This window comes from Bradyrhizobium sp. UFLA05-153 (assembly GCF_054185185.1).
Window position 1 is genome coordinate 51,924 of the sequence record NZ_JBBIAM010000021.1, and the last position, 23,305, is coordinate 75,228.

General features: G+C 62.5%; 26 protein-coding genes. 18 read left to right on the forward strand and 8 right to left on the reverse strand.

From position 1 onward, the window contains the following. Window positions 1-92: 92 nt before the first annotated feature. The 6 genes from Q2941_RS15160 (at window position 93) to Q2941_RS15185 (ending at window position 7,829) form a co-directional block, all read left to right on the forward strand. Window positions 93-1,778: an arylsulfatase gene (locus Q2941_RS15160; RefSeq protein ID WP_458192947.1), complete on the forward strand. Its 1,686-nt coding sequence runs from the start codon at window positions 93-95 to the stop codon at window positions 1,776-1,778. A gap of 194 nt (window positions 1,779-1,972) precedes the next feature. After that, window positions 1,973-2,212, forward strand: a complete 240-nt coding sequence (locus Q2941_RS15165) for a DUF3302 domain-containing protein (protein ID WP_014495358.1) — start codon at window positions 1,973-1,975, stop codon at window positions 2,210-2,212. Next, window positions 2,212-3,153 (forward strand): HlyD family secretion protein, encoded by a 942-nt coding sequence (locus Q2941_RS15170; protein WP_027524898.1) that lies wholly within the window; start codon window positions 2,212-2,214, stop codon window positions 3,151-3,153. The genes Q2941_RS15165 and Q2941_RS15170 overlap by 1 nt, the downstream gene beginning before the upstream one ends. Before the next feature lie 11 nt (window positions 3,154-3,164). Next, entirely contained in the window at window positions 3,165-4,592 is a 1,428-nt protein-coding gene (locus Q2941_RS15175) for a DUF1254 domain-containing protein (RefSeq protein WP_458192948.1), read from the forward strand. Window positions 4,593-4,653: 61 nt separating this feature from the next. Next, entirely contained in the window at window positions 4,654-5,670 is a 1,017-nt protein-coding gene (locus Q2941_RS15180; protein WP_254108152.1) for a SphA family protein, read from the forward strand. Continuing rightward, the gene (locus Q2941_RS15185) at window positions 5,598-7,829 is read left to right on the forward strand and encodes an adenylate/guanylate cyclase domain-containing protein (protein WP_458192949.1); all 2,232 of its coding nucleotides are present in this window, start codon (window positions 5,598-5,600) and stop codon (window positions 7,827-7,829) included. Before Q2941_RS15180 ends, Q2941_RS15185 begins: the two co-directional genes overlap by 73 nt. On the opposite strand, the gene Q2941_RS15190 is transcribed toward Q2941_RS15185, so the two are convergent. Further along, the gene (locus Q2941_RS15190) at window positions 7,772-8,791 is read right to left on the reverse strand and encodes an AraC family transcriptional regulator (protein WP_458192950.1); all 1,020 of its coding nucleotides are present in this window, start codon (window positions 8,789-8,791) and stop codon (window positions 7,772-7,774) included. The genes Q2941_RS15185 and Q2941_RS15190 overlap by 58 nt on opposite strands. A gap of 278 nt (window positions 8,792-9,069) precedes the next feature. Between Q2941_RS15190 and Q2941_RS15195 the strand changes: the two genes are divergently transcribed. The 10 genes from Q2941_RS15195 (at window position 9,070) to Q2941_RS15240 (ending at window position 18,006) form a co-directional block, all read left to right on the forward strand. Beyond that, entirely contained in the window at window positions 9,070-9,222 is a 153-nt protein-coding gene (locus Q2941_RS15195; RefSeq protein ID WP_458192951.1) for a hypothetical protein, read from the forward strand. Next, window positions 9,219-9,473: a hypothetical protein gene (locus tag Q2941_RS15200; protein WP_458192952.1), complete on the forward strand. Its 255-nt coding sequence runs from the start codon at window positions 9,219-9,221 to the stop codon at window positions 9,471-9,473. The genes Q2941_RS15195 and Q2941_RS15200 overlap by 4 nt, the downstream gene beginning before the upstream one ends. A gap of 58 nt (window positions 9,474-9,531) precedes the next feature. Next, on the forward strand, window positions 9,532-9,750 hold the full coding sequence (locus Q2941_RS15205; protein WP_458192953.1) for a response regulator transcription factor: 219 nt from the start codon (window positions 9,532-9,534) through the stop codon (window positions 9,748-9,750). 218 nt (window positions 9,751-9,968) lie between these two features. After that, the gene (locus Q2941_RS15210; RefSeq protein ID WP_458192954.1) at window positions 9,969-10,424 is read left to right on the forward strand and encodes a hypothetical protein; all 456 of its coding nucleotides are present in this window, start codon (window positions 9,969-9,971) and stop codon (window positions 10,422-10,424) included. Between the two features lie 270 nt (window positions 10,425-10,694). Continuing rightward, window positions 10,695-11,720 (forward strand): ABC transporter permease, encoded by a 1,026-nt coding sequence (locus tag Q2941_RS15215; protein WP_245288096.1) that lies wholly within the window; start codon window positions 10,695-10,697, stop codon window positions 11,718-11,720. A gap of 62 nt (window positions 11,721-11,782) precedes the next feature. Continuing rightward, window positions 11,783-12,805 (forward strand): sugar ABC transporter substrate-binding protein, encoded by a 1,023-nt coding sequence (locus Q2941_RS15220; RefSeq protein ID WP_027524893.1) that lies wholly within the window; start codon window positions 11,783-11,785, stop codon window positions 12,803-12,805. A 57-nt stretch (window positions 12,806-12,862) separates the two neighbouring features. Beyond that, window positions 12,863-15,010, forward strand: a complete 2,148-nt coding sequence (locus Q2941_RS15225; RefSeq protein WP_458192955.1) for an ABC transporter permease — start codon at window positions 12,863-12,865, stop codon at window positions 15,008-15,010. A gap of 4 nt (window positions 15,011-15,014) precedes the next feature. Continuing rightward, the gene (locus Q2941_RS15230; protein ID WP_458192956.1) at window positions 15,015-16,136 is read left to right on the forward strand and encodes an SMP-30/gluconolactonase/LRE family protein; all 1,122 of its coding nucleotides are present in this window, start codon (window positions 15,015-15,017) and stop codon (window positions 16,134-16,136) included. Beyond that, a complete protein-coding gene (locus Q2941_RS15235; protein ID WP_458192957.1) occupies window positions 16,133-17,656 on the forward strand; it encodes a sugar ABC transporter ATP-binding protein in 1,524 nt (507 codons plus the stop codon). The genes Q2941_RS15230 and Q2941_RS15235 overlap by 4 nt, the downstream gene beginning before the upstream one ends. 68 nt (window positions 17,657-17,724) lie before the next feature. Continuing rightward, window positions 17,725-18,006 (forward strand): hypothetical protein, encoded by a 282-nt coding sequence (locus Q2941_RS15240; RefSeq protein WP_458192958.1) that lies wholly within the window; start codon window positions 17,725-17,727, stop codon window positions 18,004-18,006. Window positions 18,007-18,518: 512 nt separating this feature from the next. Here Q2941_RS15240 and Q2941_RS15245 read toward each other — a convergent pair. Continuing rightward, complete coding sequence (locus Q2941_RS15245; RefSeq protein ID WP_458192959.1) at window positions 18,519-18,884, reverse strand: VanZ family protein; 366 nt, start codon at window positions 18,882-18,884, stop codon at window positions 18,519-18,521. A 333-nt stretch (window positions 18,885-19,217) separates the two neighbouring features. Here Q2941_RS15245 and Q2941_RS15250 point away from each other — a divergent pair, with 333 nt between their 5' ends. After that, entirely contained in the window at window positions 19,218-19,490 is a 273-nt protein-coding gene (locus Q2941_RS15250) for a hypothetical protein (RefSeq protein WP_458192960.1), read from the forward strand. Window positions 19,491-19,581: 91 nt separating this feature from the next. On the opposite strand, the gene Q2941_RS15255 is transcribed toward Q2941_RS15250, so the two are convergent. From Q2941_RS15255 to Q2941_RS15265, 3 genes are all read right to left on the reverse strand, one after another. After that, complete coding sequence (locus tag Q2941_RS15255) at window positions 19,582-19,749, reverse strand: hypothetical protein (RefSeq protein ID WP_458192961.1); 168 nt, start codon at window positions 19,747-19,749, stop codon at window positions 19,582-19,584. Window positions 19,750-19,830: 81 nt separating this feature from the next. Then, window positions 19,831-20,043, reverse strand: coding sequence for a hypothetical protein (locus tag Q2941_RS15260; RefSeq protein WP_458192962.1), 213 nt, complete (start codon window positions 20,041-20,043; stop codon window positions 19,831-19,833). Window positions 20,044-20,119: 76 nt separating this feature from the next. Then, entirely contained in the window at window positions 20,120-20,245 is a 126-nt protein-coding gene (locus Q2941_RS15265) for a hypothetical protein (RefSeq protein ID WP_458192963.1), read from the reverse strand. 442 nt (window positions 20,246-20,687) lie between these two features. Here Q2941_RS15265 and Q2941_RS15270 point away from each other — a divergent pair, with 442 nt between their 5' ends. Continuing rightward, window positions 20,688-21,218: a transglutaminase-like cysteine peptidase gene (locus Q2941_RS15270; RefSeq protein ID WP_458192964.1), complete on the forward strand. Its 531-nt coding sequence runs from the start codon at window positions 20,688-20,690 to the stop codon at window positions 21,216-21,218. A gap of 172 nt (window positions 21,219-21,390) precedes the next feature. On the opposite strand, the gene Q2941_RS15275 is transcribed toward Q2941_RS15270, so the two are convergent. The 3 genes from Q2941_RS15275 to galE all read right to left on the reverse strand — a co-directional run bounded on the left by Q2941_RS15275 (window position 21,391) and on the right by galE (window position 23,116). Then, window positions 21,391-21,525, reverse strand: a complete 135-nt coding sequence (locus tag Q2941_RS15275) for a hypothetical protein (protein ID WP_458192965.1) — start codon at window positions 21,523-21,525, stop codon at window positions 21,391-21,393. A 103-nt stretch (window positions 21,526-21,628) separates the two neighbouring features. Further along, window positions 21,629-21,802, reverse strand: a complete 174-nt coding sequence (locus Q2941_RS15280; protein ID WP_458192966.1) for a hypothetical protein — start codon at window positions 21,800-21,802, stop codon at window positions 21,629-21,631. A gap of 318 nt (window positions 21,803-22,120) precedes the next feature. Continuing rightward, entirely contained in the window at window positions 22,121-23,116 is a 996-nt protein-coding gene (galE, locus tag Q2941_RS15285) for a UDP-glucose 4-epimerase GalE (protein ID WP_458192967.1), read from the reverse strand. Between the last annotated feature and the right edge of the window lie 189 nt (window positions 23,117-23,305).

A 23,305-nucleotide genomic window follows, 5' to 3' on the forward strand; every position in this document is an offset into this window, starting at 1 on the left:
CGAAGCACAAGGAGAGCACTCAGACGGAACGGACGATCATCATTCGGTATCAACAGCGCCAACCATAATCGAATAAGATCAAGGAGCGTCGAATGACCAGTGAGACGAAGAAGCAGGATAATGCCGTTGCCGATTCCACCTGTAGCGACAATTCAGCAATTCATCGCCGGGCCGTGCTGCTCGGCACATCGTCGATCGTCGCAGCGGCGGCGCTGACATCGCAGGCGCTCGCGCAAGCCCAGAAGGCCGCGCCGGCCCAGGCACCGGCGGCGCCCGCCGGCGACCGCAAGCCCAATATCCTCGTTATCTTCGGCGACGACATCGGCATTCCCCAGATCAGCGCCTACACCATGGGCATGATGGGATACCGCACGCCAAACATCGACCGCATCGCGCGCGAAGGAGCCATCTTCACCGATTCATACGGCCAGCAGAGTTGCACGGCCGGCCGCGCCTCCTTCATTCTCGGTCAGGAGCCGTTCCGGACCGGCCTGCTCACGATCGGCATGCCCGGTGATCCCCACGGCATCCAGGACTGGATGCCGACGATCGCCGATGTCATGAAGACGCAGGGCTACGCCACCGGCCAATTCGGCAAGAACCACCTCGGCGATCGCGACGAGCATCTGCCGACGAAGCACGGCTTCGACGAATTTTTCGGCAATCTCTATCACCTCAATGCGGAGGAAGAGCCGGAAGGCTATTTCTATCCGAAGGACCCGAATTTCCGGAAGCAATATGGCCCGCGCGGCGTCCTCAAGGCGTCGGCCGACGGCAAGATCGAGGACACCGGTCCCCTGAACACGGCGCGCATGCCGACGGTGGACGAGGAGTTTCTCGGCGGCGCCAAGGACTTCATTGGGCGTCAGGCCAGGGCAAACAGGCCATTCTTTTGCTGGTTCAACTCGACCCGGATGCACGTCTTCACCCATTTGAAGCCGTCGTCGCTCGGCAAGACCGGCAAAGGCATGCACGCCGACGGCATGGTCGAACACGATGGAATGGTGGGCGAACTGCTTCAGCAGCTCGACGATCTCGGCATCGCCGACAACACGATCGTTCTCTACACCACGGACAACGGCGCCGAGCTCGCGTTGTGGCCTGATGGCGCCCAGACGCCCTTCCACGGCGAGAAGGGCACGACATGGGAAGGCGGCATGCGCATTCCGATGATGGTGCGCTGGCCGGGCGTCGTGAAGCCCGGCACGCAATACAACGAGATCATCTCGCTGATCGATTGGTTCCCGACGCTCTGCGCCGCTGCCGGCATTCCCGACATCAAGGAGAAGATGAAGACCGGTTTTGCCGGCGCAGGCGGCAAGAGTTTTCGGGTTCACCTCGACGGCTACAACTTCATGCCGTTCTTCAAGGGAGACGCGAAGGAGCCGCCGCGTGATGCGATCTACTACTTCGATCAGGGCGGCAATCTCAATGCGATCAGGTGGAATGACTGGAAGCTGAGCTTCGCGACAGCGTCCAAGGGCAACATCGCAACCGCGACCCGCGAAGTCCCGGCATGGTCGCTGATCGCAAACCTGCGCATGGACCCCTACGAGCGGGGCATGGAGGAGGGAGGCGGAGCGATCGACTTCCTTGCCCGGAACATGTGGCTGATCGTGCCCGTGCAAGGCAAGATCAAGGAGTTCTTCTCCGACTTCGACCAGTTCCCATACCAGGAAGGCAGCTCGCTGAACGCAAGCGGCATCAATTACGGCCTGCTCCGGCAACAGGCCGCCCTGAAGCGGCTCAACGAGCTCGAGCGCATGAAGCCACAATAGTGCGCAGGCGACGGGAAGGACGGGTGCGATGTTGGTTCGGTTCGGCAGGCAACAATCGGACGAGCAAGAAGAGGTGCGACAATGTCGGATCATACGCCCGCATGTGCTGGTACTGTACCAATCCGTCCCGGACGCAGGGCTTCTGGAACTATTGCCAATAGTGGCGGCGCTCCGATGAAAGCGAGGCGACCGCCATGAGCGGCTACGACATCTTCGCCTGGATCGTGCTGGTGATCCTTCTTGCCAGCGCGATCGGCGTGGTCTGCATCGCCGGCTGGCTGCCGGGCCACATCGCCAAATCGCGCAACCATCCTCATGCGCAGGCCGTGACGGTCGCCGGCTGGATCACGCTGTTCTTCGGCTTCGCGCTGTGGCCGATCGCGTTGATCTGGGCCTATCTCGACGTGCCGGCGCGCAAGGCGGGAGATGCGTGATGGCGATCGCGATCCTTAATACTTATCTCGTGCTGCTCTTCCTGCTGGTGCACTTCAAGATCGTACGCTTCAACCTGTTCTGGAAAGCGTCGCCTGCGATCGTGATGGTGCTCGTGCTGTTAGGGTTGCTGATCCCGATGGGGTGGGGCGCGCCGCAGGGCGACGCGCTTGTCGTGCGCAATGCGGTGTCGATCGTACCGGATGTGGCGGGCGAGGTGACGGATGTCCCGGTCGTCGCTAACGTACCGCTCAAATCCGGCGACGTCCTGTTCAAGATCGACCCGACGCCGTACGCGGCGCAAGTCAAGGCGATCGACGCGCAGTTCAAGCTCGCCAAAACGCGCCTCGGCCAGATGACGCAGCTCTACGAGCGCGACGCCGGCCGCGGTTTCGACGTCGAGCAACGCCAGTCCGAGGTCGATCAGCTCTCCGGCCAGCTCGAGGCCGCGCAGTGGAATCTCGACAAGACCGTCGTGCGGGCACCGACCGACGGCTACGTCACCAATCTCGCGCTGCGCAAGGGCGCGCGCGTCGCCAATCTGCCGCTGTCGCCGGTGATGGCCTTCATCGACACCTCCAACACCATCATCGGCGTCCAGATCAACCAGATCGACGCGCGCTATGTTGCGCCGGGGCAGGAGGTGGAGGCCACCTTCAAATTTGCACCCGGGAGGATTTTTCCTGGCAAGGTCGAGAGTGTGCTGCAGGCGATCGCGACCGGACAGGCGCAGACGTCGGGCACGGCCGTCGTGCCAAAGGCGATCGAGGCCGCGCCCTTCATCGTGCGGGTCAGGCTCGACGATGCCGATTTCGCTACGCGCCTGCCGGCCGGCAGCGCCGGCACGGCGGCGATCTACACGGATCGCCTCAAGCCGACCCATGTGGTCCGTCGCGTTATCCTGCGCCAGGTCGCGATCCTGAATTACGTCAATCCGTTCTGAGGGAGTGCAGCATGATGAGAGCCATCATCGGAGCCGTCGGCATCGCACTGATGACCACGAGCGCATACGCGCAAAGCATGTCGCCGGACGAACTCGCGGCGCGCAACATCCAGCGCCGGGCGGTCGAGGCGATGATCTGGGCGATGCCCGCGGTCAACACTGATCTGATGCTCCAGGCAATGCTCGGTAGCACGAAAGCCAAGGTCAACGAGATCGTCTACTGGTCGAGGCCGGTGAACTGGAAGAACCAGACGCTGACGCCCAACCCGGATTCGATCTACTTCATGTCGTTCTGGAACGTGAAGGATGGGCCGATCGTGCTGGAGATTCCGCCGGCGCAGGGCGGCTCGATCGCAGGCAACATCGTCACCGCCTGGCAGATGCCGCTGGAGGATGCCGGCCCCGCGGGCGCCGATCAGGGGCAGGGCGGCAAGTATCTGATCCTGCCGCCCGGTTACAAGGGTGAGGTGCCCTCGGGCTACATCGGGCTTCAATCCGACACCTTCAGCGGCTTTGCGCTGCTGCGCTCCAACCTCGCTAGCCACGCCGACGCCGATATCGCGAAGTCGGTCGCCTATGGCAAGCAGGTGAAGATTTATCCGCTCGCGCAGGCGCAAAACCCGCCGCCGACCAATTTCACCGACGCTTACGATATCCTGTTCGATTCCACGATTCCCTACGATGCGCGCTTCTATCGTAGCCTCGATCGCGTCGTGCAGAACGAGCCTTGGCTCGACCGCGACCGTGCGATGATCGATCAGCTAAGGTCGATCGGCATCGAGAAGGGCAAGCCGTTCAATCCCGATCAGAAGACCGCCGCGATCCTGGACGATGCTGCGCATGAAGCGCACGCGCTGCTGTCGCAGCGATACGATGCTGGTTTTCCCGTGATTAATCCCGGCATCCGCTGGTTCCCGGCGGCGATGCCCGAGATGGTAAAGGCGGCGCAAGGGGGCTACGCTGATCCCGACAGCTATCCGATCGACGCGCGCGGCGTCACCTACACGCTCGGCTTTACCGGCATCAAACGGCTCGGCACCGCGCAGTTTTATCTCATGGTCGCAAAGGACAAGGATGGCCAGGATTTCGACGGCGCGACGACCTACCGCCTGACCGTGCCGGCGAATGCGCCGGTCAAGCAATACTGGTCGACGACGGTCTACGACCGCGAGACGCACGCGCTGGTGCGCAACACGCCGAGCGCCAGCCGAGCCTCGATCAGCCCCGGCATCCAGAAGAACGCCGACGGCTCCATCGACGTCTATTTCGGCCCGAAAGCGCCGGACGGCAAGGAAGCCAACTGGGTGCCCACCGACCCGGCTCGAAAATTCGAGCTGCTGTTCCGCCTCTACGGGCCCGAGAAGCCGCTGTTCGACCATAGCTGGAAGCTACCCGACGTCGAGCGGGTCATCACCACAATCGGAGGTGTCACGAAGTAGTGGGCCGCGCAGTCATTTGGACAGGTTGGGTGAATGCAATGACAAAATGGGGAAACACGATATGGCGGTACAAATCCGACAGGCTGCACTCGCGGCAGCGCTCGCAGCGAGCGGCTTCGCGGCTCAGCCTACTCTGGCCGACTCCGGCGGCGTCAGCTTCTGGCTTCCCGGCATCTTTGGCAGCCTCGCCGCTGTGCCCACGGTGCCGGGGTGGGCCTACTCGACGATCTATCTCCATCTCCAGGGCAATGCCGGGGCGGGGCAAAACTTCGTCACCAGCAACGGCGTGCGCGGCTCGGTCGTCGCCGGCATCAATGCCCATGCCGACGCACTCGTGCAGGGCGTCACTTACACCTCGCCGATGTCCGTGCTCGGTGGACAGGCCGCCTTCACGGTGCTCACGGCGCCCGGAAATGTCGGCGTCGGCATTGACGCTACGCTGACCGGGCCGAGGGGAAATACCATCTCGGGGACTGCGAGCGACAATCGCACGACGCTGACCGACGTGTTCTATCAGGGGAGCTTGAAATGGAATCAAGGTGTCCACAATGAGATGTTCTACGTCACCGGCAATATCCCGAGCGGCACTTACGATCCCAACCGCCTGGCCAATTTGAGCTTCGGCTTTCCGGCTGTCGATGCGGGCGCCGGCTACACCTATCTCGACCTGAAGACCGGGCACGAGTTCTCGGTCGTCGGCGGGCTCACCTACAGCTTCATGAATCCGTTCCTTCAGTACCAGAACGGCATCGACTTCCACGTCGAGTGGGCGGCCTCGCAGTTCGTCAGCAAGAACGTGCAAATCGGCGTGGCGGGTTACTTCTTCCAGCAGCTCACCGACGACAGCGGTCCGGGCGCGAAGCTCGGCGGCTTCAGAGGGCGGGCGATCGGCCTCGGCCCGCAGATTGGATTCATCATTCCGCTATCTGAAGGTTATCAGGGCTATCTGAACGTCAGAGGTTACAAGGACCTCGACGTTGAGAACCGCCCCAACACCTGGACGGCGTGGGTTACCTTTGCGGTGTCGCCGGCGCCGCCAGAGCCAGCGGCGCCGAAGCCGATCGTGCGCAAGTATTAGGGGAGGGCGCCACGAAGTTTTTCGCAGACCAGTCCGCCCGCCCGTTCCGGATCGGCTTCCGGGCCTCGATCATCGCCGTGTTCGTCGCGGTGGTGCTGATCGTCGGCCTCACGCTGGTCTATTTGAGTTTTGCGCGCGTTACCGCGATCACCCGGGCCGCGGCAAGCAGCTTCATTGAGAAGGCGGCCCAGCTCAGCGCCGATCACATCGACGAGAAGTTCAAGACGGTACGGGACAATCTCGGGGTTCTGGCAGGGTTGCCCTCGATCCAGGCAGCAGGCATCGCGGACAATCCGCGACTCTACGCCGTGCTGGCGTCCATGCTGCGCAACAATCCGCAGCTCTTCAATCTCTATGTCGGCTATGATGACGGATCGTTCCTCGAGATGGACGTCATCGACCGCGCGCAGCCAGCCTTCAGGGAGAGCCTCGCTGTCGACGACAGCGCGGCATTCCGGCTCGTCGTGATCGCAGCCGGTGCGCCGTCGCGAACGACCTTTCTCTCTGAAGCGCTGGTCGCGGTGGCCGAACGTGCGGGACCGGCCGACTACGATCCACGGCTGCGGCCCTGGTACGTCGAGGGCTTGGGAAATAACCAGACGCTCCTCACGGGGCCCTACATCTTCTACGCGACCGGTGAGCCCGGCTATACGCTGCGCATGCCGCTCAGGCAGGGCAGGGCCGGCGTCATTGCTGCAGACGTGCTGCTCAACCGCTTCGAGGAGATGCTGGCAGAGCAGCGGCTCGGGGAATCCGGATTGACCTTCCTCTTCAATGACGTGGGCCGGATCGTCGGCCATCCCGACATGCGTCGGCTGATGAAGGACAGGTCCGGGCCCGGCAACGATCTGCCGGCGCTGGACGCGATCGGGCTTCCCGGCCTCGTCGCGGCGGTTCACGCATGGCGCGGCGGCGCGCCGGCGCAGCAGTTCTTCGCGGGGGCAGGTGGGCGGACCTACGCCGTGGCGTTTCATCCGATCAAGACCACCGGCGAGGCCGACGTCAGGCTCGCCGTGATGGCGCCGCCCGACGAGTTCTTCTCACGGATCATCGCCGAGCGGCGGGCGCTGTTCGCGCTGGCGATCGCCTTCGTCGGTGCCACTCTGCCGTTTGCGTTCTGGCTGGGGTCTCTGATGGCGCGGCCCCTGCGCAAGCTCGCGCGCGAGACCGACGAGATCCAGCGCTTCGAGATCGCCGAGCGCCCGCGCGTTCACTCGGTCATCGCCGAGATCGAAGAGCTCGGCCGCTCGGTATTCACCATGCGCAGCGTCGTGCGCAGCTTCGCGAGCTTCATCCCACGGCAGATCGTGCGGCAATTGATCCAGTCCGGATCGTCGCTCAGCCTCGGCGGGACGCGGCGTGAGATCACCGTGATGTTCACGGACGTTGCCGATTTCACCGCGAAGACCGAACGCGCCGACCCCTCGCGCGTGATGATCTATACCTCGCGTTATTTCGCGGCGCTGTCCTCGATGATCATGAATCACCACGGCACCATCGACAAGTTCATCGGCGACGCCGTGATGGCGTTCTGGAATGCGCCTGCGGATGATCCAGACCACGTGAGGCATGCCTGCCGGGCCGCTCTTGCCTGCGTCGACCGCAGCGCGGAGTTGAACGAGACTTTCGCAGCGGAAGGATGGCCGCCTTACGAGACCCGCTTCGGCCTGCACACCGGAGATGCGGTGGTCGGCAATATCGGCTCGTCCGATCGCATGAACTACACCGCGCTCGGCGCCACCATCAATCTTGCGGCGCGGCTGGAGCAGCTCAACAAGAGCTACGGCACGCAAATGCTGGTCAGCGAGGCCGTCAAGGAGCGCGCGGAGCCTGATTTCGTGTTTCGCAAGGTGGACCGGATCAGGCCGAAGGGATTTGCGCAGGCCGTGACGATCTTCGAGCTCAGATGCGAGCGGACAGGCGACGTCGCCGCGGAATTGGCCTTCTGCCAGCGCTGGGATGACATCGACCGGCTTCTGGAAGAGGACCGGCCAACGGCCGTGGCCGACATCGCCGCGTTTCTCCGGCAATATCCGGGCGACGGCGTTGCGCAATTCCACGTCCGCCGGCTCTCCGCCGCCAGCGAATCGACGATGGATCATCAGCCCGAAAGCCGAAGCTCCCGGGGTGACTTGCCCGTCCACCGTCGGCAGGCGTGACTGAAGGAGCTCACCTCCTCGAAACCGAGAAGCCAAGCGATCCTCGAAATCGACATGCCATCTTCATCCAAATAGCGGACGGCCAAGGTCGCCTTGAGTTGCTGCAGGATCTCGGTAAAGGTCACGCCGTCCTCGGCAAGCCTCCGCACCAGCGTCCGCTCGCTCATCCCGAGCTTCCTGGCGACAACACTCGCCTTGGCTTGGCCGTGCGGAAGCAAGGGAGAGATCGTATTCTCGACGGTGGTGCGGAACCTGCCGGCGTTGCGCGTGCGGGAAGTCAGGCTCTCTTCGCAGGTCTTGAGCAGGATTTTGTTGAGTCGCGCGTCGGCATTGACCAGTGTCCACTCCGCCGAGCCAGCCGGGAAATCGATCTCATCGACCTCGCTGCCGAATTCGACGCCTTTCCCGAGAGCCCTGGCAAACTTCGCGGAGCCTCGTGGACGGATGTGGCTGATGGATACGTGTTTGGGAACGAACTTACGGCCACTCAACGCGCGAGATACGCGAACCACTGCGACGATGCAGAATTCAATCTGCTGCAGGTCGGCGTGGCGTGGAATTCCCGAATAGACCAGGCGCAGTTTGGGTTCGCGCGCCTCCTGATACTGGAGCACGACGGCCTCATTGGTGATGCGGCTGTAGCGGGAGGCGCGCTTCAGCGCATCTCCGAGCGTGTCGGAAGATGCCATGACGTAATACAGCAATCCGAGATCTCGAAGGTCGAACTCTTCGGCGAGGCCAAAGCCAAGGAGATCATCGTTGAGTGCTTTGGCGGCGGCTTCAAGAAAAGCGATCTGGTTAGGGGCGTTGATACGTCGTTCGGGATCATCGATCTCATCGATGGTCAGCCCGACGCGCGACAACAGCGGCTCCAATTTGACACCCGCCCTGCGCATGCGATCGGCGGCTAGTCGCGACAATCCCCCCTGCACCGTCGGCAGGCCCGACAGCTGCTTGATCACGCGTCGCGTTGAGCTTCGCTGCATCCTTCGCAACCAACTCTTTGGCGGAAAATAACAAGCGGTGCGCCGGACCGCAACGTACATGGAACTCGGCGGATTGGAGCACCTTCGGCGAAACGACGAAACGCTGCCGAGGCGCTGCGCGACGGCCTGCACAGCATCACGATGGACCGCAACGACGTCGAGCAGCCCGTGCCGCTCGACGATCTGACCGGCTAGGAGATCGAGAGCGGGCGATCCAAACCAGATCTCGTCAGAATGAAAAGGAGCCTGGAACTATGGAACGCCCGTCGGTTGTGCCTGCCATTGCTGCTGCGGCCTCGCCAGCTCTGGCCGCCGCGCCGGACAGTGGCGCCGACGATGTGTATGGCGCGCTTGTCGTCCTCGGCCTGGACGCCGTGCAGCGGGTTCTGGAGCAGGAGGCCGCATGAGCCAGGCGAAGATCCGTTGCGCACGATGCGGCGGTCAACTTATCCGCACGCCGGACATCAATATGCAAGGCACGGTCGTGGCCGGTCGGCAGTGGTGCGAAAACCACCGATGCTCGAATAGCATGCAGGTGCCGATCTCGCCGCTGCTGCATCACTGGCTGTCTTGCGGCGAGTTGCCGGAAGACATGAAACGGTCTCCCGTGGGTGCTGCACAGCTGCTTGATCGACCGGCGCGGCGATCAAGACGCTGACCTTTCGTTCGGTGGGCCGCGCAGCCGTGCCGCTGCCGAGAATCTCTGAGGAATAGCAGTGCTGAAGTTTCTCACCGAACGTGAGCTGCAAATTGCGCACCTGGTGTCTGAAGGATTATCCAACAAGGCGATCGGGAGGCGGCTCGAGACGTCTGATGGCACCGTCAAGGTCCATCTGCACAATATCTTCCAGAAACTGCAAATCGACAAACGAGCCGCGCTTATCGCCATGGTCATACGTAACGAGAAGCCCGCGCAAATCGCTGTGCAGGACTGACATGTGAAAGCTGTTGGTCACCCGAGGTCAAGAGCCGAGGATGGAGAGGCGGTCGTTCCTGGCGGCGCCTCTCGGGCGCCCCTCGTGGCCGCGATGACTGCAATTTATTTGATTTGCTTTCGGAAGCGTTAACCGTCGCGGGACGGCCGCGCGATCCGCCATTGTCGCGCCCTAGACTTGGTAGCAAATACGCGCGACGTTTATTGCGGGTGTTTTCCATGCTGAAAGACGGCAAATACGCTGCATGGTTCAGGACCTCGCATGGTGGCCAGGGGACCGGGATCGTGGACCTCGCGCAGGGCCGGATATCGGGCAGCGACAGCTTCTTTACCTATGGCGGATCCTACCAGGTCGATCAGGATCGCTTCACCGCGGTGCTGACCACCCGCCGCCATACCGACGGCATGCCGACGGTGTTCGGTCCCGACGAGGTCGAGGTCAATTTGTCCGGCATCTGCACGGGCGCGATGGCGACCTGTTCCGGACACGCCAACGAGGCGCCCGAAGTGCTGTTCGAGGCGACACTGATCTACAGCCAGGATGAGGTGCCGGCGAGGGACGCCAAATGCGCGGTCGTCAAGCTCAAGCCGGACAAGCTGCCGAAAGCGATGGACAGCCGTTCGCGCCCGCGTCCGCCACGCGTGCCTGGGCCGTCAAAGAGTCCGTTGACCTGATGCCGCTTTTCGCGGCAACGAGATTGTTGCGTCGTGCAATATGCCGCTTCATGAAAATCCTCATCTTTTGGTTGTGACAGTCGCCACTTCGGATTTTGCGCGCCGCGAGGAGGGATTTTCATCGCGTCAAATCAAACTAAGTATCAAACGCTGATCATCGACGATGCGATGATCGCGAGAGCGTGATCTGCTCGCATTTGAGAAATATATTTGACGAATACTGGTTGCCGCTCCTACACTCGCAACCAAAATAAGAGTGGGAGGAAACAAATGCGGTGGCCTCTGGCATCGCGCAGTGTTGCTGTACCGGCCACCACCCCTCGCATCGCCTTCAATATCGCCAGGCCCAACCAGGAGCAGATCGTCCTCCTGATCACGATCGTGCTGCTGATCGTGTTTGGCTTCACGCTGAACGGCTTTGCGACCATTTCCAACCTGCTCAATCTGTTGCGAAGCATTTCCATCCTCGGCGTGCTTGGGCTCGGCATGGGGCTGATCGTGATCAGCCGCGGCATCGATCTCAGCGAAGTCGCGACTCTGGCGGGCAGCTGGGCAATCGGGCTGATCGAAATGCAGCGCGGCATGCCGGTCGAAGCCGCTGTCCTGTTGGCGCTTGCGATCGCACTCCTGATCGGTGTGATCAACGGCGTCATGGTTGCGTTCGTGGAGGCGCCGCCGTTGTTCGTGACGCTTGCCGCGGGCTTCGTCATCTATGGGCTCGCGTTCTGGCTCGCGCCGGCCTGGGTGGTCTATGCGCCGAAGGACGCACCGGGACTGATGTTCGCGGGCGCCGGGCGGCTGTTCGGCATTCCCGTGCCGATCCTGGTGTTCGCCGTCTCCGCGATCGCGATGCACCTGTTCCTGTCGCGCACCTCGATCGGCCGTTTCATCTATGCGCAGGGCGACAACCCGGAAGCGGCGCGGCTGACCGGCATTCCGTTGCGGCCGCTGATCGTCCTCGAATATGCGCTGGTCGCCTTCCTCGCCTGGCTTGCCGGCCTCGTATGGGTCGGCACGACAGGCAGCATGCAGATGGCGATCACGCAGGGCACCATGATCTTCGACGTCGTGCTGGTCGTCGTCATCGGCGGCGTCAGCCTGATCGGTGGGCGTGGCAGCGTGTTCTCCGTCGTGGTCGGCTGCGTCCTGATCGGCACGTTGCTCAACGCCTTCACCATCATGGACGTCAACAGCGAGGTGCAGAACATCATCAAGGGCGTGGTGCTGCTCGCTGCCATCGTGCTCGACAACTTCCTGCATCCGCGGGACGAGGAGACGGCACGGCAAGGTGACTGACGAGGAGTGCCGGTCAACGGCATCCCGTTTCGATAATCAACAAACAGGATGAGGAGGATTCCATGAATAGGAAGTTCTGGACGATCGCGGCGGCAGGTGCGGCCCTTGTTGCGCTGCCGATGCTGGCAGCTGCACAGGAGGAGGGTGGCACCAAAACCGCGCGTGAGCTTCGCGCGTCCTACGACAAGTCGCTGCAAGGGAAGACGGTTGCATACCTGCCGATCGCACTCGGCGTTCCCCTCTCCGATGAATGGGGCCGGGTTGTGCAGGAAGAAGCCGAGTGGCGCGGCATGAAGTTCATCGTCCGCGATCCCAACAACAACCCGTCGGCGATGCAGCAGGCCCTGACCGCGCTGGTCGACCAGAAGCCCGACGTGCTTATCGTGCAGAACCCGAGCGTCACGCTGCTGATGAAGGATCTGAAGCGCGCCGAGAGCCAGGGCACGCATGTCATCCAGATCAACATGTCCTCGAACTACAAGTCCGGTGCCTTCGTCGGTGCCGACTGGCGCGAGATCGGCAAGATGCTTGCGACCGAAGTGGTCAAGGCCTGCGGCACCGGGTCCGGCAAGTCCGGCAAGGTGCAGATCGTGCAGGGTGAGCTGACGGCGGCGGCCAGCGTCGACCAGGTCGGCGGCATCATGGAGGTCCTGAACAAGGATACCAACATCAAGGTGGTCTCGAACCAGGCCGCAAACTGGGACGCCAACACCGCGCTGAACATCACCGCCACGGTGATCCAGCAGCATCCGGACCTCTGCGCCTCAATCGGCTTCTGGGGCATCATGGAATCCGGAGCCGCGCAAGCGATCCGCAATGCCGGCAAGATCGACGACGTCAAGGTGTTCGCCTCCGGCGAGGGCTCCTCGCTCGACTGCGATCAGGTCAACTCCGGCAATTTCTACAAATTCCTTAGCTACAAGGCGACAGAGCAGGGCCACGACCTGATGTTCGCCGCCGAGACGCTGCTGATGCTCGGCGATAAGCCCGGAACGCGCAACCTCGAGTTCTACACGCGGCCGGTCTGGCTCGATAAGACCAATGCTTCCGGCGCTAACTGCTTCGCACTTCCCAAGAAGAGCTGATCTGAACGTTGGCCGGCGTGCACTGCTGCACGCCGGCTGCTTGGGAGTGCCAGGATCATGTCGACGATCGAAGCGTTTGCAGAGTCCCTTACAATGTCGGCGCGGCGGTTCTCACCCCGCCTGCTGCTGTCCGAACTCTTGCTGAAGCAATGGTTCGAGCCGGTCGTGCCGTTCACGGTGATGATCGGCCTGTGGCTCTATTTCGCGCTCACGATCCCGGATTACGCATCGGTGCAGAACACGTTGTCGCTGCTCCGGCTGTTCGCCGAGTTCGGCTTCGTGGCGCTCGCGATGGGATTTTGCCTGATCAGCGGCGGCATCGACCTGTCGGTCGGCGCGATCTTCGCCCTCTGCAATTTCGCCGCGCTGTTCTTCCTCTTGGTGATGGAATGGCCGGTCGGCCTCGTCGTTGTGGCGACGCTTCTGGTCGGCGCCGCGCTCGGCAGCATCAACGGTTTCCTGATCGGCTTTCTGAAGACGCGGCCGTTCCTGACCACGCTGGTGACGCTGATCATCCTGCGCGCCTCGGTCAATTTGCTCAACACCGGCTACGCGCAGGTGTTCGCGACCAATTCGGTGGACAGCGATGCCTGGGATTTCATCGGCACCGGCAGCGTGCTCGGCATTCCCGTCAATGCGGCGACGCTATTCGTCGTGCTGCTCGTCTGTCACATCTTCCTGTCGCGCTCGCGCTATGGCTGGCGCCTGACGGCGATCGGCGCGAGCCGCAAGGCCGCGCGGCACGCCGGCATCCGCGTCCGGCTGATGCTGTTCCTGACCTACGTGCTGTCGGGCGCGCTGTGCGCGGCGAGCGGCATCTTTTATGCCGCACGGCAGGCCAGCACGGATTCCACGACCGGCGTTGGCTGGGAATTCCAGGCTCTGACCGCGGTCGTGCTCGGCGGCATCTCGCTCGCCGGCGGCAAGGGCACGGTGTGGCGAGCGATGATCGGGGCGTTGATCATCTTCCTCCTGATCAACGGCCTCGTGCGGATGGGCATCCCCGGCTACGTCACCTCGGCGGTGACGGGCATGATCCTGCTCGCCGCCGTCGGCATCGATGTCAAATGGTCGAAGAATCGCGGCAAGGCGATCCAGAAGATCTACGTGAACCCAGCCTATGTGGCGTTGGCGCCGGCGCCCTCGGTGCAGCCGGGCGCGGCCTCGCCCTATGCCCAGAACGATCGGCTGATCCGTGCGCAGGCGATCGGGCTCGACCAGGTCGAGGGGCCGGAAGACGTCATCCTAGACCGCCAGGGCCGGGTCTACGGCTCGACCCGCGACGGCAATGTGATCCGCTTCTCGGGTGAGAATTTCGAGACGCGCGAGGTGTTCGCCCATATCGGCGGCCGGCCGCTCGGCATGCAGTTCGACCGCGACGAAAATCTGATCGTCGCGGTGGCAGGCATGGGCGTCTACGGCATCGCGCCAGACCAGCGCGTGTTCAAGGTCACCGACGAGACCAACCGCACCTGGTACAAGCTCAACGACGACTCCCGCCTGCGCATGGCCGATGATCTCGACATCGCGCCCGACGGCAAGATCTATTTCAGCGACTGCACCACGCGCTACGAGATGACGACCAACACGCTCGACATCCTCGAAGCACGGCCCAACGGCCGCGTGGTCTGCTACGATCCCGCGACCAGGACGACGCGCACGATCATCAACCACTTCTATTTCCCGAATGGCGTTTGCGTCTCCCATGACGGCAAGTCTGTGCTGATCGCGAGCACCTCGCTCTGCAAGGTCTTCCGTTACTGGATCGAAGGACCGAAGAAGGGCAAGACCGAAGTCCTGATCGACGAGCTGCCGGGCAACCCCGACAACGTCAATCGCGCCTCCGACGGCACCTACTGGCTGGCGCTGGTCGGTATCCGGACGCCGACCTTCGATCTCTCCGTGCGCAAGCCTGGCTTCCGGCTGCGCATGGTCAAGCAGGTCCCTGCCGACGAGTGGCTCGCGCCGGCGCTGAACCATGGCTGCGTGCTGAAGTTCAACGAGCAGGGTGAGGCGCTGGAATCCTGGTGGGATCCGACCGGCATCTCGCATTCGACGCTGACCTCGATGCGCGAGCACAAGGGCTATCTCTATCTCGGGGGGCTCGAGAACAACCGCATCGGCCGCATCAAGCTCGATGGCGTCGACGAGAGCTGGACCGGCTATGACGCCTATTGGGGCGACAAGAGCAGGGTGGCGAGGTAGGGCGATGGGGTTCTTCGATCATCTCCTGCGTGACATCCGCAGCGTCATCGATCGCGATGGCGGCCAGAACGCGATCCCGCCGCTCGACGGCGCGCTCAGCCCGAACGACCGGCTCGATGGCTGCACGGTGATCGGCGAACCCTTGCCCGGCGTCAACGACGTCGTCGCGGCCGCGGACGGCGCGATCTATGTATCTGCTGGCAAGCGGGTCCTGAAGCTCTCGGGCGATGATCTATCGACACGGACGCTGGTTGCCGAGTTCGAGGGCGAGGCGGGTGGGCTCGCGATCCACCCGGACGGGCGGCTGCTGGTTTGCGTCGCCGGGCGTGGCCTCGCCGCGATCGATCCGGCCAACCCCAGCGCGCGCTGGCTGGAGACCGTCGACGGCCGCGGTCTGTCAGGTCTGCTGTCGGTCACGGCGGCGCCGGACGGGCGCATCTTCGCGGTCGAGGGCTCGACCGGCCGCACGCCGGATCAGTGGCGACGCGATCTGATGGAGAAGCGGAGCAATGGCCGGCTGATCGTCTGCGGACCGGACCTCGCGAACGCGTCCGTACTGTTGCGCGATCTGCCGTATCCCTACGGCGTCACAGTCTCGGCGGATGGTGGCAGCCTGTGGCTGACCGAAAGCTGGGCCCATCGTCTCAGCCGCTTCCCGCTGACCGCCAATGGCCTTGGGCAGCGCGAGGTCATCGCCGGCAATCTGCCGGGCTATCCTGCAAGACTGCATCCTGACGGCAATCGGGGCTTCTTCCTTGGCCTGTTCGCGCGGCGCACGCATCTCATCGAGTTCGTGCTGAAGGAGGACGATTTCCGCGAGGAGATGATGCGCACGATGCCGGAGAACTACTGGATCGCGCCGGCCCTTACCGGCGGCGCCGACTGCCTGGAGCCGATGCAGATCGGCGGCGTCAAGGCGCTCGGCATCCAGAAACCATGGGCGCCGCCGCGCTCCTACGGATTGCTCGTGCATCTCGACGCCGAGGGCGAAGCGGCTGACAGCCTGCACAGCCGCGCTGGCGGCCGCTTCCACGGCGTCACGGCCGCCTGCAAGGTACGCCAGGGCGTGGTGATCGCCGCACGCGGCACCGGCTGTCTTCTGCTCCATTCGGGAGAGCTCAGATGAGCGACGGCGCAAATCTCCCCAACGGCGCGGCCGAGCCCGTGCTCGAGATCATCGGCGGCAGCAAGATTTATGGCGGCGTGCACGCCATCGAAGGCGTCAACTTCAACCTCTATCCCGGGGAAGTGCATGCGCTGGTCGGCGAGAACGGCGCCGGCAAATCGACGCTGTGCAAGGCGATTGCTGGTGCGATTGGGCTCACCTCGGGCGAGTTCCGGCTCGACGGCAAGCCCGCCAATTTCGAGCAGCCGCGCGATGCGCTAAACGCCGGCATCTGCATGGTCTATCAGGAGACGAGCCTGGTGCCGACCATGACGGCGGCGCAGAACATCGAACTCGGCAACGAAAAGCTCCTGACGCGCTTCCGCACGCTGAACATCCAGGCCCAGCAACTCCTGCAATCGCTCAACTTCCACGTCGATCCCGCAACGCCCGTGGCGATGCTCGGCACCGCCAAGAAGCAGATGGTCGAGATCGCGCGCGCGATCTACAACAAGGCACGGATCATCATCTTCGACGAGCCGACCGCATCCCTCACGCCGGAAGAGATCGTGCACTTCTTTCATCTGGTGCGCGATCTGCGCGCCCGCGGCGTCTCGATCATCTACATCTCGCACGCGCTGGAAGAATCGCTCCAGATCGCGGACCGCATCACGGTGCTGCGCGACGGCAGGCTGGTGATCACCGCGCCGGCAAAACAGCTCACGCGCGACAGCCTGGTGCAGCACATGGTCGGCCGCGAGGTGGCGCAGGCCGTCTATGGCCGCAAGGAGAAGACCCACCAGCGCCGCGAAAAGGTGCTGACGGTCGAGAACGTCACCATGGGCATGGCGGTCAAGAACATGTCGTTCTCCGTCTATGCCGGCGAGGTGGTCGGTATCGCCGGCCTGATCGGTTCGGGCCGCACCGAGATCGCAAAAGTCATCTACGGCGCGCTCAAGCGAAATCTGATCAATGGCGGTACCATTCGCCTGCGCGGAAAGCCGATCCGCTACCGCGTGCCGCGGCAGGCGATCAACGACGGCATCGCCTACATTACCGAGGATCGCAAGGCCAACGGTTTCTTCGAGACTATGGTGGTCGACGACAACGTCTATCTCGGCAAGCTTGCCACCAAGAAGGGCTTCAGCTTCCTCTTGTCGCGCGCAAGGCGCGGCAAGCTTGCCAACTATTGGGTCGAGCGTCTCAAGATCAGCGCGCTGCAGCGCAAGGCAAAGATCATCGAGCTGTCCGGCGGCAACCAGCAGAAGGTGGTGCTGGCCAAGACGCTGGTGCAGGATCCCTCGATCATCATCTTCGACGAGCCGACGCGCGGTGTCGATGTCGGCACCATCCCGCATATCCATTCCGAGATCAGACGGCTTGCCGACGAGGGCAAGGCGGTGGTCGTGATCTCCTCGTACCTGCCGGAGGTGCTCGCGGTCTCGGACCGCATCCTGGTCGCCCGCACCGGGCGCATCGTCGCCGAGTTCAATGCGGCGGAGGCCACGCAGGACAAGATCCTCTACGCGGCGGTGCATTGAGGAAACCGCGCGGCAACCTCGCCTTTACATTTCCGGTCTAGCTTCCGGGCCTCGCAAGGCGGTGGAACATGCCCCAGATCTGGATGACGTATGATGAACTCGCGACGCTCTGCAATTGCAGCGCGGCGGAAGCCAGGCTCACGGTGCGACATCTGTCGCTTCACCGTCGCAAGAGCAGCGACGGTGCGACGCGCGTGAAGCTTAATCTCGCGCTGACGGCCAGGTTCTTCGCCAGCATTCGCGAGTCGGATTTCGATCTCGACGGTGCGATCGAGGCCTTGCGCGATACCCATCGGCAGATGGCCGAGCTTCTGACGCGAGACGAGGGCGACAAGCGCGGGGTGGCTTGAGGTGTCCTCCGCAGTCGAAACCCATCCCAAAGGATGACATGGTCGACGCCGCGTCAAGCGGACAGGATGCCTTCGGATCAGGCGTAAATCTGCTGCCGGCGGCTAGCAATCCTGCCTATTGTTGGCGACGAATTCCAAGCTCTTTCTGGAGTTGTGGGGTGAGGCCCATCGCGCCCTCGGTGCGGCCCTGGCTGGTTCCCACATTGCGCGTGCCCGACGACGTCGTCGAAGTTGACGTCGCGGACGTCGTCGACGTGGACGAACCCGCCGGAGCACCATATCCACTGCGGATGCCGTTCGGAGAGGTGGTCTGAGCCCACGCGCTTCCACCGGCAAGCAGCGAAGCGGCCACAAGCGCAATTACAATTCTGATCATGGGCGACGTCACTCCTCGATTGTCCGCGGGACAATAGGCGGGCAAGGCGTCATTCGGCAAGTCTGTTATCGGACCAAGTCTGCTATCGGACCAAGTCTGCTGCCAACGTCGCCTTTGCCAGACGCAGAGTGCTGAATCAGGAGCGCGGCCGGGGCAAGAACGCCAAAACGGTTTGCGCAATGCTGACCCCGACGACGCCGCCGGCCGCTTTCTGAATAACGTCGAAGAATGCCGCATCCCGGTCGGGCCGCAGCGCTTGCAGGAGTTCGAGCGAAATGGCGACGCCGATCACCAGCAGGCAGGCCTGGGCGAAGCGCCCGGGCAGCAGGAAGGCCAGCAGGAAACCCAAAACGCCATAGGCGCTGAAGCGTTCGATCACGACGACCCAATAGGCTTCGGCATGACCGATCAGCACCGGCCGCCCCGTCAGCGCGGCAAGCGTGGCGTAGATGATCAGCGCGACGCAAATGCCCGTTGCGGCAATGAGCTTGTTCCGGGTCATGGGGCGATCATAGAGCAGCGATGGCCTTGCCTCAGAGGAAATTAAGGACATCGTTAATGTCCGGGTCTGTGAGGCACACGTCCTTGTGACCACGCTAGGCGTGCGCACTGGACTTGCTCGTCTCATGAGCAATTCGCGACTCGTTTTCTTGGCTGCAATCTTTAACGCCGGCCAGACGGCACAAACGCCAAAAATGGCCAAGAACGTTAGCGAACATGAACATGCTTGCTACGTTATCCCCGTCGAATGCTTTCTGCGTTGCGAAGTCCGCAGTTGTGGCCATACAATGCAATGGTGGGCCAGCGAAGGGTAAAAAAACTCGAGGAGTTCCCTATGCGCGTGTTCGCCATTGCTTTGTCCGTGCTCCTCTTTCCCGTTGCAGCTCGCGCGCAAGAAAAGGCGCAGCAGCCCAAAAATAATGATCCATGTACCTATACGGTTGGAGGCAAGCAGTATGAGGTGCCGGTCGGCGTGAAGATTTGCTTCCGCTCGCCACCTCCGTACGGCGATCAATACTCACTTCAGCAGTGTTTTCCGCCACTGAGCGAGTTTGCACTGGTGAAACGCGGCGATCCTCGTTGTGAGCGATATGAGGACCGGCAATAGTTCTCCTTGGAGCGTCCTTTTCGCCGCGACGATTGGACTACCGCTTACGCAGATATGTGCCGGTGAAGAACGGGGCTCAATCAAAGTTGGTTCAGGCGACCAGCACTGCTGCTGAATCGACAGAGATCGACCGACGCGCGTTGAGCAGTTCGATAAATTTGGCGAACGGCAATGGCGCGGCGACCAGGTAGCCCTGACCTTCCTCGACACCGCAGGAGATCAGCGCGCGGACCTGCTCCTCGGTCTCGATGCCTTGCAACTACCGTCATGTGCAGGTCGCGCGCGAGTTCGACCAGCATCTCCACGATCGTCGTGGTCGACGCATCCACCGTGATGGCCTTCAGCCGCGACAGGCCACTGTGGCCGACGCCGACGTCGTCGATGGCTGCCGCGCCGAAACCTTCGCCGCCAGCACGGTGCTGCGCAACATCTCGACGAAGCCCGCGCTCAGGAGGTGCTTTGGCACGACGTTGAGCGACAGCTTGAAGTCTTTCTCCGCCTCCAGGGGCGGCTGCATGTCGGCAAGCGGGCTACGCAGGATCTGCCAGGCCATGCCCTGGATGCGCCCGCTGGATTCGGCAAAGCGAAATGAAATTCATGGGCGGTACCACCGAGCCGTCCTCGCGAAGCTAGCGCGCCAGGATCTCGCAGCCGATGATCCAGCCCGTGCGCAGCAGCGCGAAGATCGGCTGGAAATACGGCTTGAACTCGCTGCGCGCGAGGCCTCGGTCGAGATCCGCGACCGGACCTTCCATGCGCCGGGTCCTGGATCTAGCTAGGCTGTGAATCTACAAACCTGGCGGCCGTGACCCCGACCAAGACTATGTTTCTGTCGCTTTATCTACGTCCGCTTGGCCCCGTTAGCGCCGGAGTTCCCGCGGGGAGCGCGAGATGGCGCGAAGGGTCATGTTCGGGCGACAGTATGATCACACCATCATCACATCTGCAATCGGCATAAAGCCCCTTCAGGAACCGATTGCCGTTAAAAGTGTTGCCATGACATATGCAATTTCAAATTGCTTATGGTTGTGTGTAGCAAGGAGCACAACTTGAGCGTTTTGAAATGGGAGCTCGGCGCGGCGCAGGTATTCCAATCATGGTGGGGAGTAATAGCATGCGCCCTTTTTTGCAAAGGTTCCGCTCGCGATTGCGGGGATAATCGCCGGGCTTGTGCCCGTCAACGCGGGCGGGCTGGACATGCCGATGGAACCACAGGGGGCAACCTTGCGGCACATCCGGTTCGAGACGCCAACGCTGCCGCCGATGGCCTACACGATGTTTTGTCTGCGCTATGCGGACGAATGTCGTTCACCGCCGCTCTTTCGCGGAGGTTTGGTTCGGCTGAATTCGGAACGCTGGACCCTTCTCAAACAGATCAATCAAACCGTGAATCACAGCATTATTCCGGACAGCGCGGAATTAGGCTCGGGCGTCGAAGCCTGGTTAATCAATCCGGATCATGGGGATTGCAATGATTACGCAGTAACCAAGCGCCACGAACTGCTCAATCGAGGCTGGCCCTCAGGCGCGTTGCTGCTGAGTGAGGTCGTGACCGGTTGGGGAAAGCATCACCTCATTCTCGTCGTGCGCACCCGCGGAGGCGATCTGGTGCTCGACAATCTGACGCCGGTGATCAAGCCGTGGGTGCGTGTGCCCTATCGCTGGGTTCGAATTCAGATGCCGAGCCAGCCTCAGCTGTGGATCACAATCGCCGACCGTGGGGAATGAGTATCTGGACCGAGTCTTTACCACAGGCGAGGGGCAGCTGCGCGTTCATGAGTCCAAGCGTCGCCACAGTAAACCGCGGCAAATTCAGGTATCTTGCAGGGGACTAGCCCTACTCGCCGCCTGAGCGCGGATCGCCTCGCGATCCTTTTTCCTGATGAGGTCTTGATGTTGGCTAGCCGGCGAAGACGGCCGAACGGATCGCCAACTGCGTGACCTGCTCCAGGAGCCGGGCGTCTCCGTCAGCTTGGCGTTCCCGGGCGAGCTGCGCGCGCTCATGCTCTCCGGTGAGTTTGCCGAACAGACCCATGTGGGCGTGCTGGCCATGGCTGCGGCGAGGGTAGATGGTTCTCTAGCTCTCGCGTTCATGCCAGCTGGTCAATTGTCTTGCCAGAGAGTTTGCCGTTTCCGGCCTAACTCTTCTTGTCGCTCTTCCGCTTAAGCGACAGACCAAGCCGCAATGCCATGCGCTTGATCGCATCAGGCGACCGGCCCAGCTGCTTGGCGGCCTCTTCCAATGACACTGAAGACTTGGCTAGCTCCATTAACCGGCGGTCTTCCTTGAACGACCATGGCTTGCGCGGCATGACGACAACGATCCTCTTAACACAACGACAAAGCCGCCAAGCGACCCATGTTCGCTCGACGGCTTTGCTTGGGTGGGGCCGGGCCTTGGGGGAGCCCGGTGCGTAAGAGGGATAAGCGATTGGCGAAAACTCGCAACAAAGACCGCGGATTAAGCTAACTGCTCAACCTTACCGCGACGAAATCAGTGCGCGTGGCACCGTACAAACACGGGAGTTTCGCTAGCCGAGGCTGATCCGCGTGCGCTGATATCCGCGGAGAGCGATGCTGCGCTCTCACGGATGCTCGTTCTGGCTCGGCGGATCAGTCGCCGCACCGTTTCACGTCTGCTTCAACGGATGAGCCGTCTGGTGCCACGCCCAGGCGGTACGAATGATTGTGGGCAGATCGGAATGAGACGGCACGAAATTCAGCACCTTGCGCGCGGCGGAGGGATCGGCGACCAGATAGGTCGGATCGCCCGGTCGTCGCGGCTTGATCACGTGTGGCACTTCGCGCCCGGTCTCCTGCTTGATCGCGGAGAGGATCTCCCGCACCGAGAAGCCTGTGCCGGTGCCGAGATTGAAGCTGCCGCCGGCATGTCCTTCGAGCAGCAGTTTCAGCGCGGCGACATGCGCGGCCGCAAGATCGGTGACGTGGATATAGTCGCGGATTGCGGTGCCGTCGGGTGTGTCGTAGTCGTCGCCGAAGACGGCGAAGTCGCCGACATGTCCCTGTAGCGCCATCATGGCGCGCGGGATCAGATGCGTCTCGTTGTCGCGTAGCTCGCCGATGCCGCCGGCAAGATCAGCGCCGCTGGCATTGAAATAGCGCAGGCAGAACGCGCCGAAGCCATAAGCTGCGCGATAGTCGGCGAGCATGCGCTCGATCATCCATTTCGATGCGCCGTAGGGATTGATCGGTGCGCAGGCGAAACTCTCCGGCAGCGCCTTGCTATCGGCATTGCCGTAGACCGCACCGGTGGAGGAGAACACGATGCGATGGCAGCCGGCATTGCGCATGGCCTTCAGCAGCGACAGCGTGCCCTGCACATTGTTGATGTAGTACTTCTGCGGATCGGCGACGGACTCGCCAACGAGGCTCGCGGCCGCAAAATGGATCACCGCGCGAACCTCGTGATCGGTGAAGACGCGCGCGAGCGTCGCCTCGTCGAGCAGATCGCCGGTCACAAGCGAGCCAGCTACGAAGCTGCGATGGCCTGTGGCGAGATTGTCGTAGACGAGGGGCTGATAGCCGGCCGCAGCCAGCGCGCGACAAGCGTGCGAGCCGATGTAGCCGGCGCCTCCCGTAACGAGGACAGTCGGTCGGTTGGTCATGTCGTCTCCGCGGCTTGGCAGGGGGAAGAACCGTCGGTCTAGATCGGGACATTGATAGTGCGCACGGGCAGGGGTGGTCAAATCGGTCCTGGCCATCAGCCTTAATCTTCGCCTTCATCGGTTCGAGAGCATTCCGGCTGCGTGATGACGCTGAATGAATTACCGGCCAAATTGGCCAGATGTTCCGGG

Coding starts and splice junctions, on each gene's coding strand:
- Q2941_RS15160 (WP_458192947.1), top strand. CDS start 93: ATGACCAGTGAGACGAAGAAGCAGGATAATGCCGTTGCCGATTCCACC.
- Q2941_RS15165 (WP_014495358.1), top strand. CDS start 1,973: ATGAGCGGCTACGACATCTTCGCCTGGATCGTGCTGGTGATCCTTCTT.
- Q2941_RS15170 (WP_027524898.1), top strand. CDS start 2,212: ATGGCGATCGCGATCCTTAATACTTATCTCGTGCTGCTCTTCCTGCTG.
- Q2941_RS15175 (WP_458192948.1), top strand. CDS start 3,165: ATGATGAGAGCCATCATCGGAGCCGTCGGCATCGCACTGATGACCACG.
- Q2941_RS15180 (WP_254108152.1), top strand. CDS start 4,654: ATGGCGGTACAAATCCGACAGGCTGCACTCGCGGCAGCGCTCGCAGCG.
- Q2941_RS15195 (WP_458192951.1), top strand. CDS start 9,070: ATGGAACGCCCGTCGGTTGTGCCTGCCATTGCTGCTGCGGCCTCGCCA.
- Q2941_RS15200 (WP_458192952.1), top strand. CDS start 9,219: ATGAGCCAGGCGAAGATCCGTTGCGCACGATGCGGCGGTCAACTTATC.
- Q2941_RS15210 (WP_458192954.1), top strand. CDS start 9,969: ATGCTGAAAGACGGCAAATACGCTGCATGGTTCAGGACCTCGCATGGT.
- Q2941_RS15215 (WP_245288096.1), top strand. CDS start 10,695: ATGCGGTGGCCTCTGGCATCGCGCAGTGTTGCTGTACCGGCCACCACC.
- Q2941_RS15220 (WP_027524893.1), top strand. CDS start 11,783: ATGAATAGGAAGTTCTGGACGATCGCGGCGGCAGGTGCGGCCCTTGTT.
- Q2941_RS15225 (WP_458192955.1), top strand. CDS start 12,863: ATGTCGACGATCGAAGCGTTTGCAGAGTCCCTTACAATGTCGGCGCGG.
- Q2941_RS15230 (WP_458192956.1), top strand. CDS start 15,015: ATGGGGTTCTTCGATCATCTCCTGCGTGACATCCGCAGCGTCATCGAT.
- Q2941_RS15235 (WP_458192957.1), top strand. CDS start 16,133: ATGAGCGACGGCGCAAATCTCCCCAACGGCGCGGCCGAGCCCGTGCTC.
- Q2941_RS15240 (WP_458192958.1), top strand. CDS start 17,725: ATGCCCCAGATCTGGATGACGTATGATGAACTCGCGACGCTCTGCAAT.
- Q2941_RS15245 (WP_458192959.1), bottom strand. CDS start 18,884: ATGACCCGGAACAAGCTCATTGCCGCAACGGGCATTTGCGTCGCGCTG.
- Q2941_RS15250 (WP_458192960.1), top strand. CDS start 19,218: ATGCGCGTGTTCGCCATTGCTTTGTCCGTGCTCCTCTTTCCCGTTGCA.
- Q2941_RS15260 (WP_458192962.1), bottom strand. CDS start 20,043: ATGGCCTGGCAGATCCTGCGTAGCCCGCTTGCCGACATGCAGCCGCCC.
- Q2941_RS15265 (WP_458192963.1), bottom strand. CDS start 20,245: ATGGAAGGTCCGGTCGCGGATCTCGACCGAGGCCTCGCGCGCAGCGAG.
- Q2941_RS15270 (WP_458192964.1), top strand. CDS start 20,688: ATGCCGATGGAACCACAGGGGGCAACCTTGCGGCACATCCGGTTCGAG.
- Q2941_RS15275 (WP_458192965.1), bottom strand. CDS start 21,525: ATGGGTCTGTTCGGCAAACTCACCGGAGAGCATGAGCGCGCGCAGCTC.
- Q2941_RS15280 (WP_458192966.1), bottom strand. CDS start 21,802: ATGCCGCGCAAGCCATGGTCGTTCAAGGAAGACCGCCGGTTAATGGAG.
- galE (WP_458192967.1), bottom strand. CDS start 23,116: ATGACCAACCGACCGACTGTCCTCGTTACGGGAGGCGCCGGCTACATC.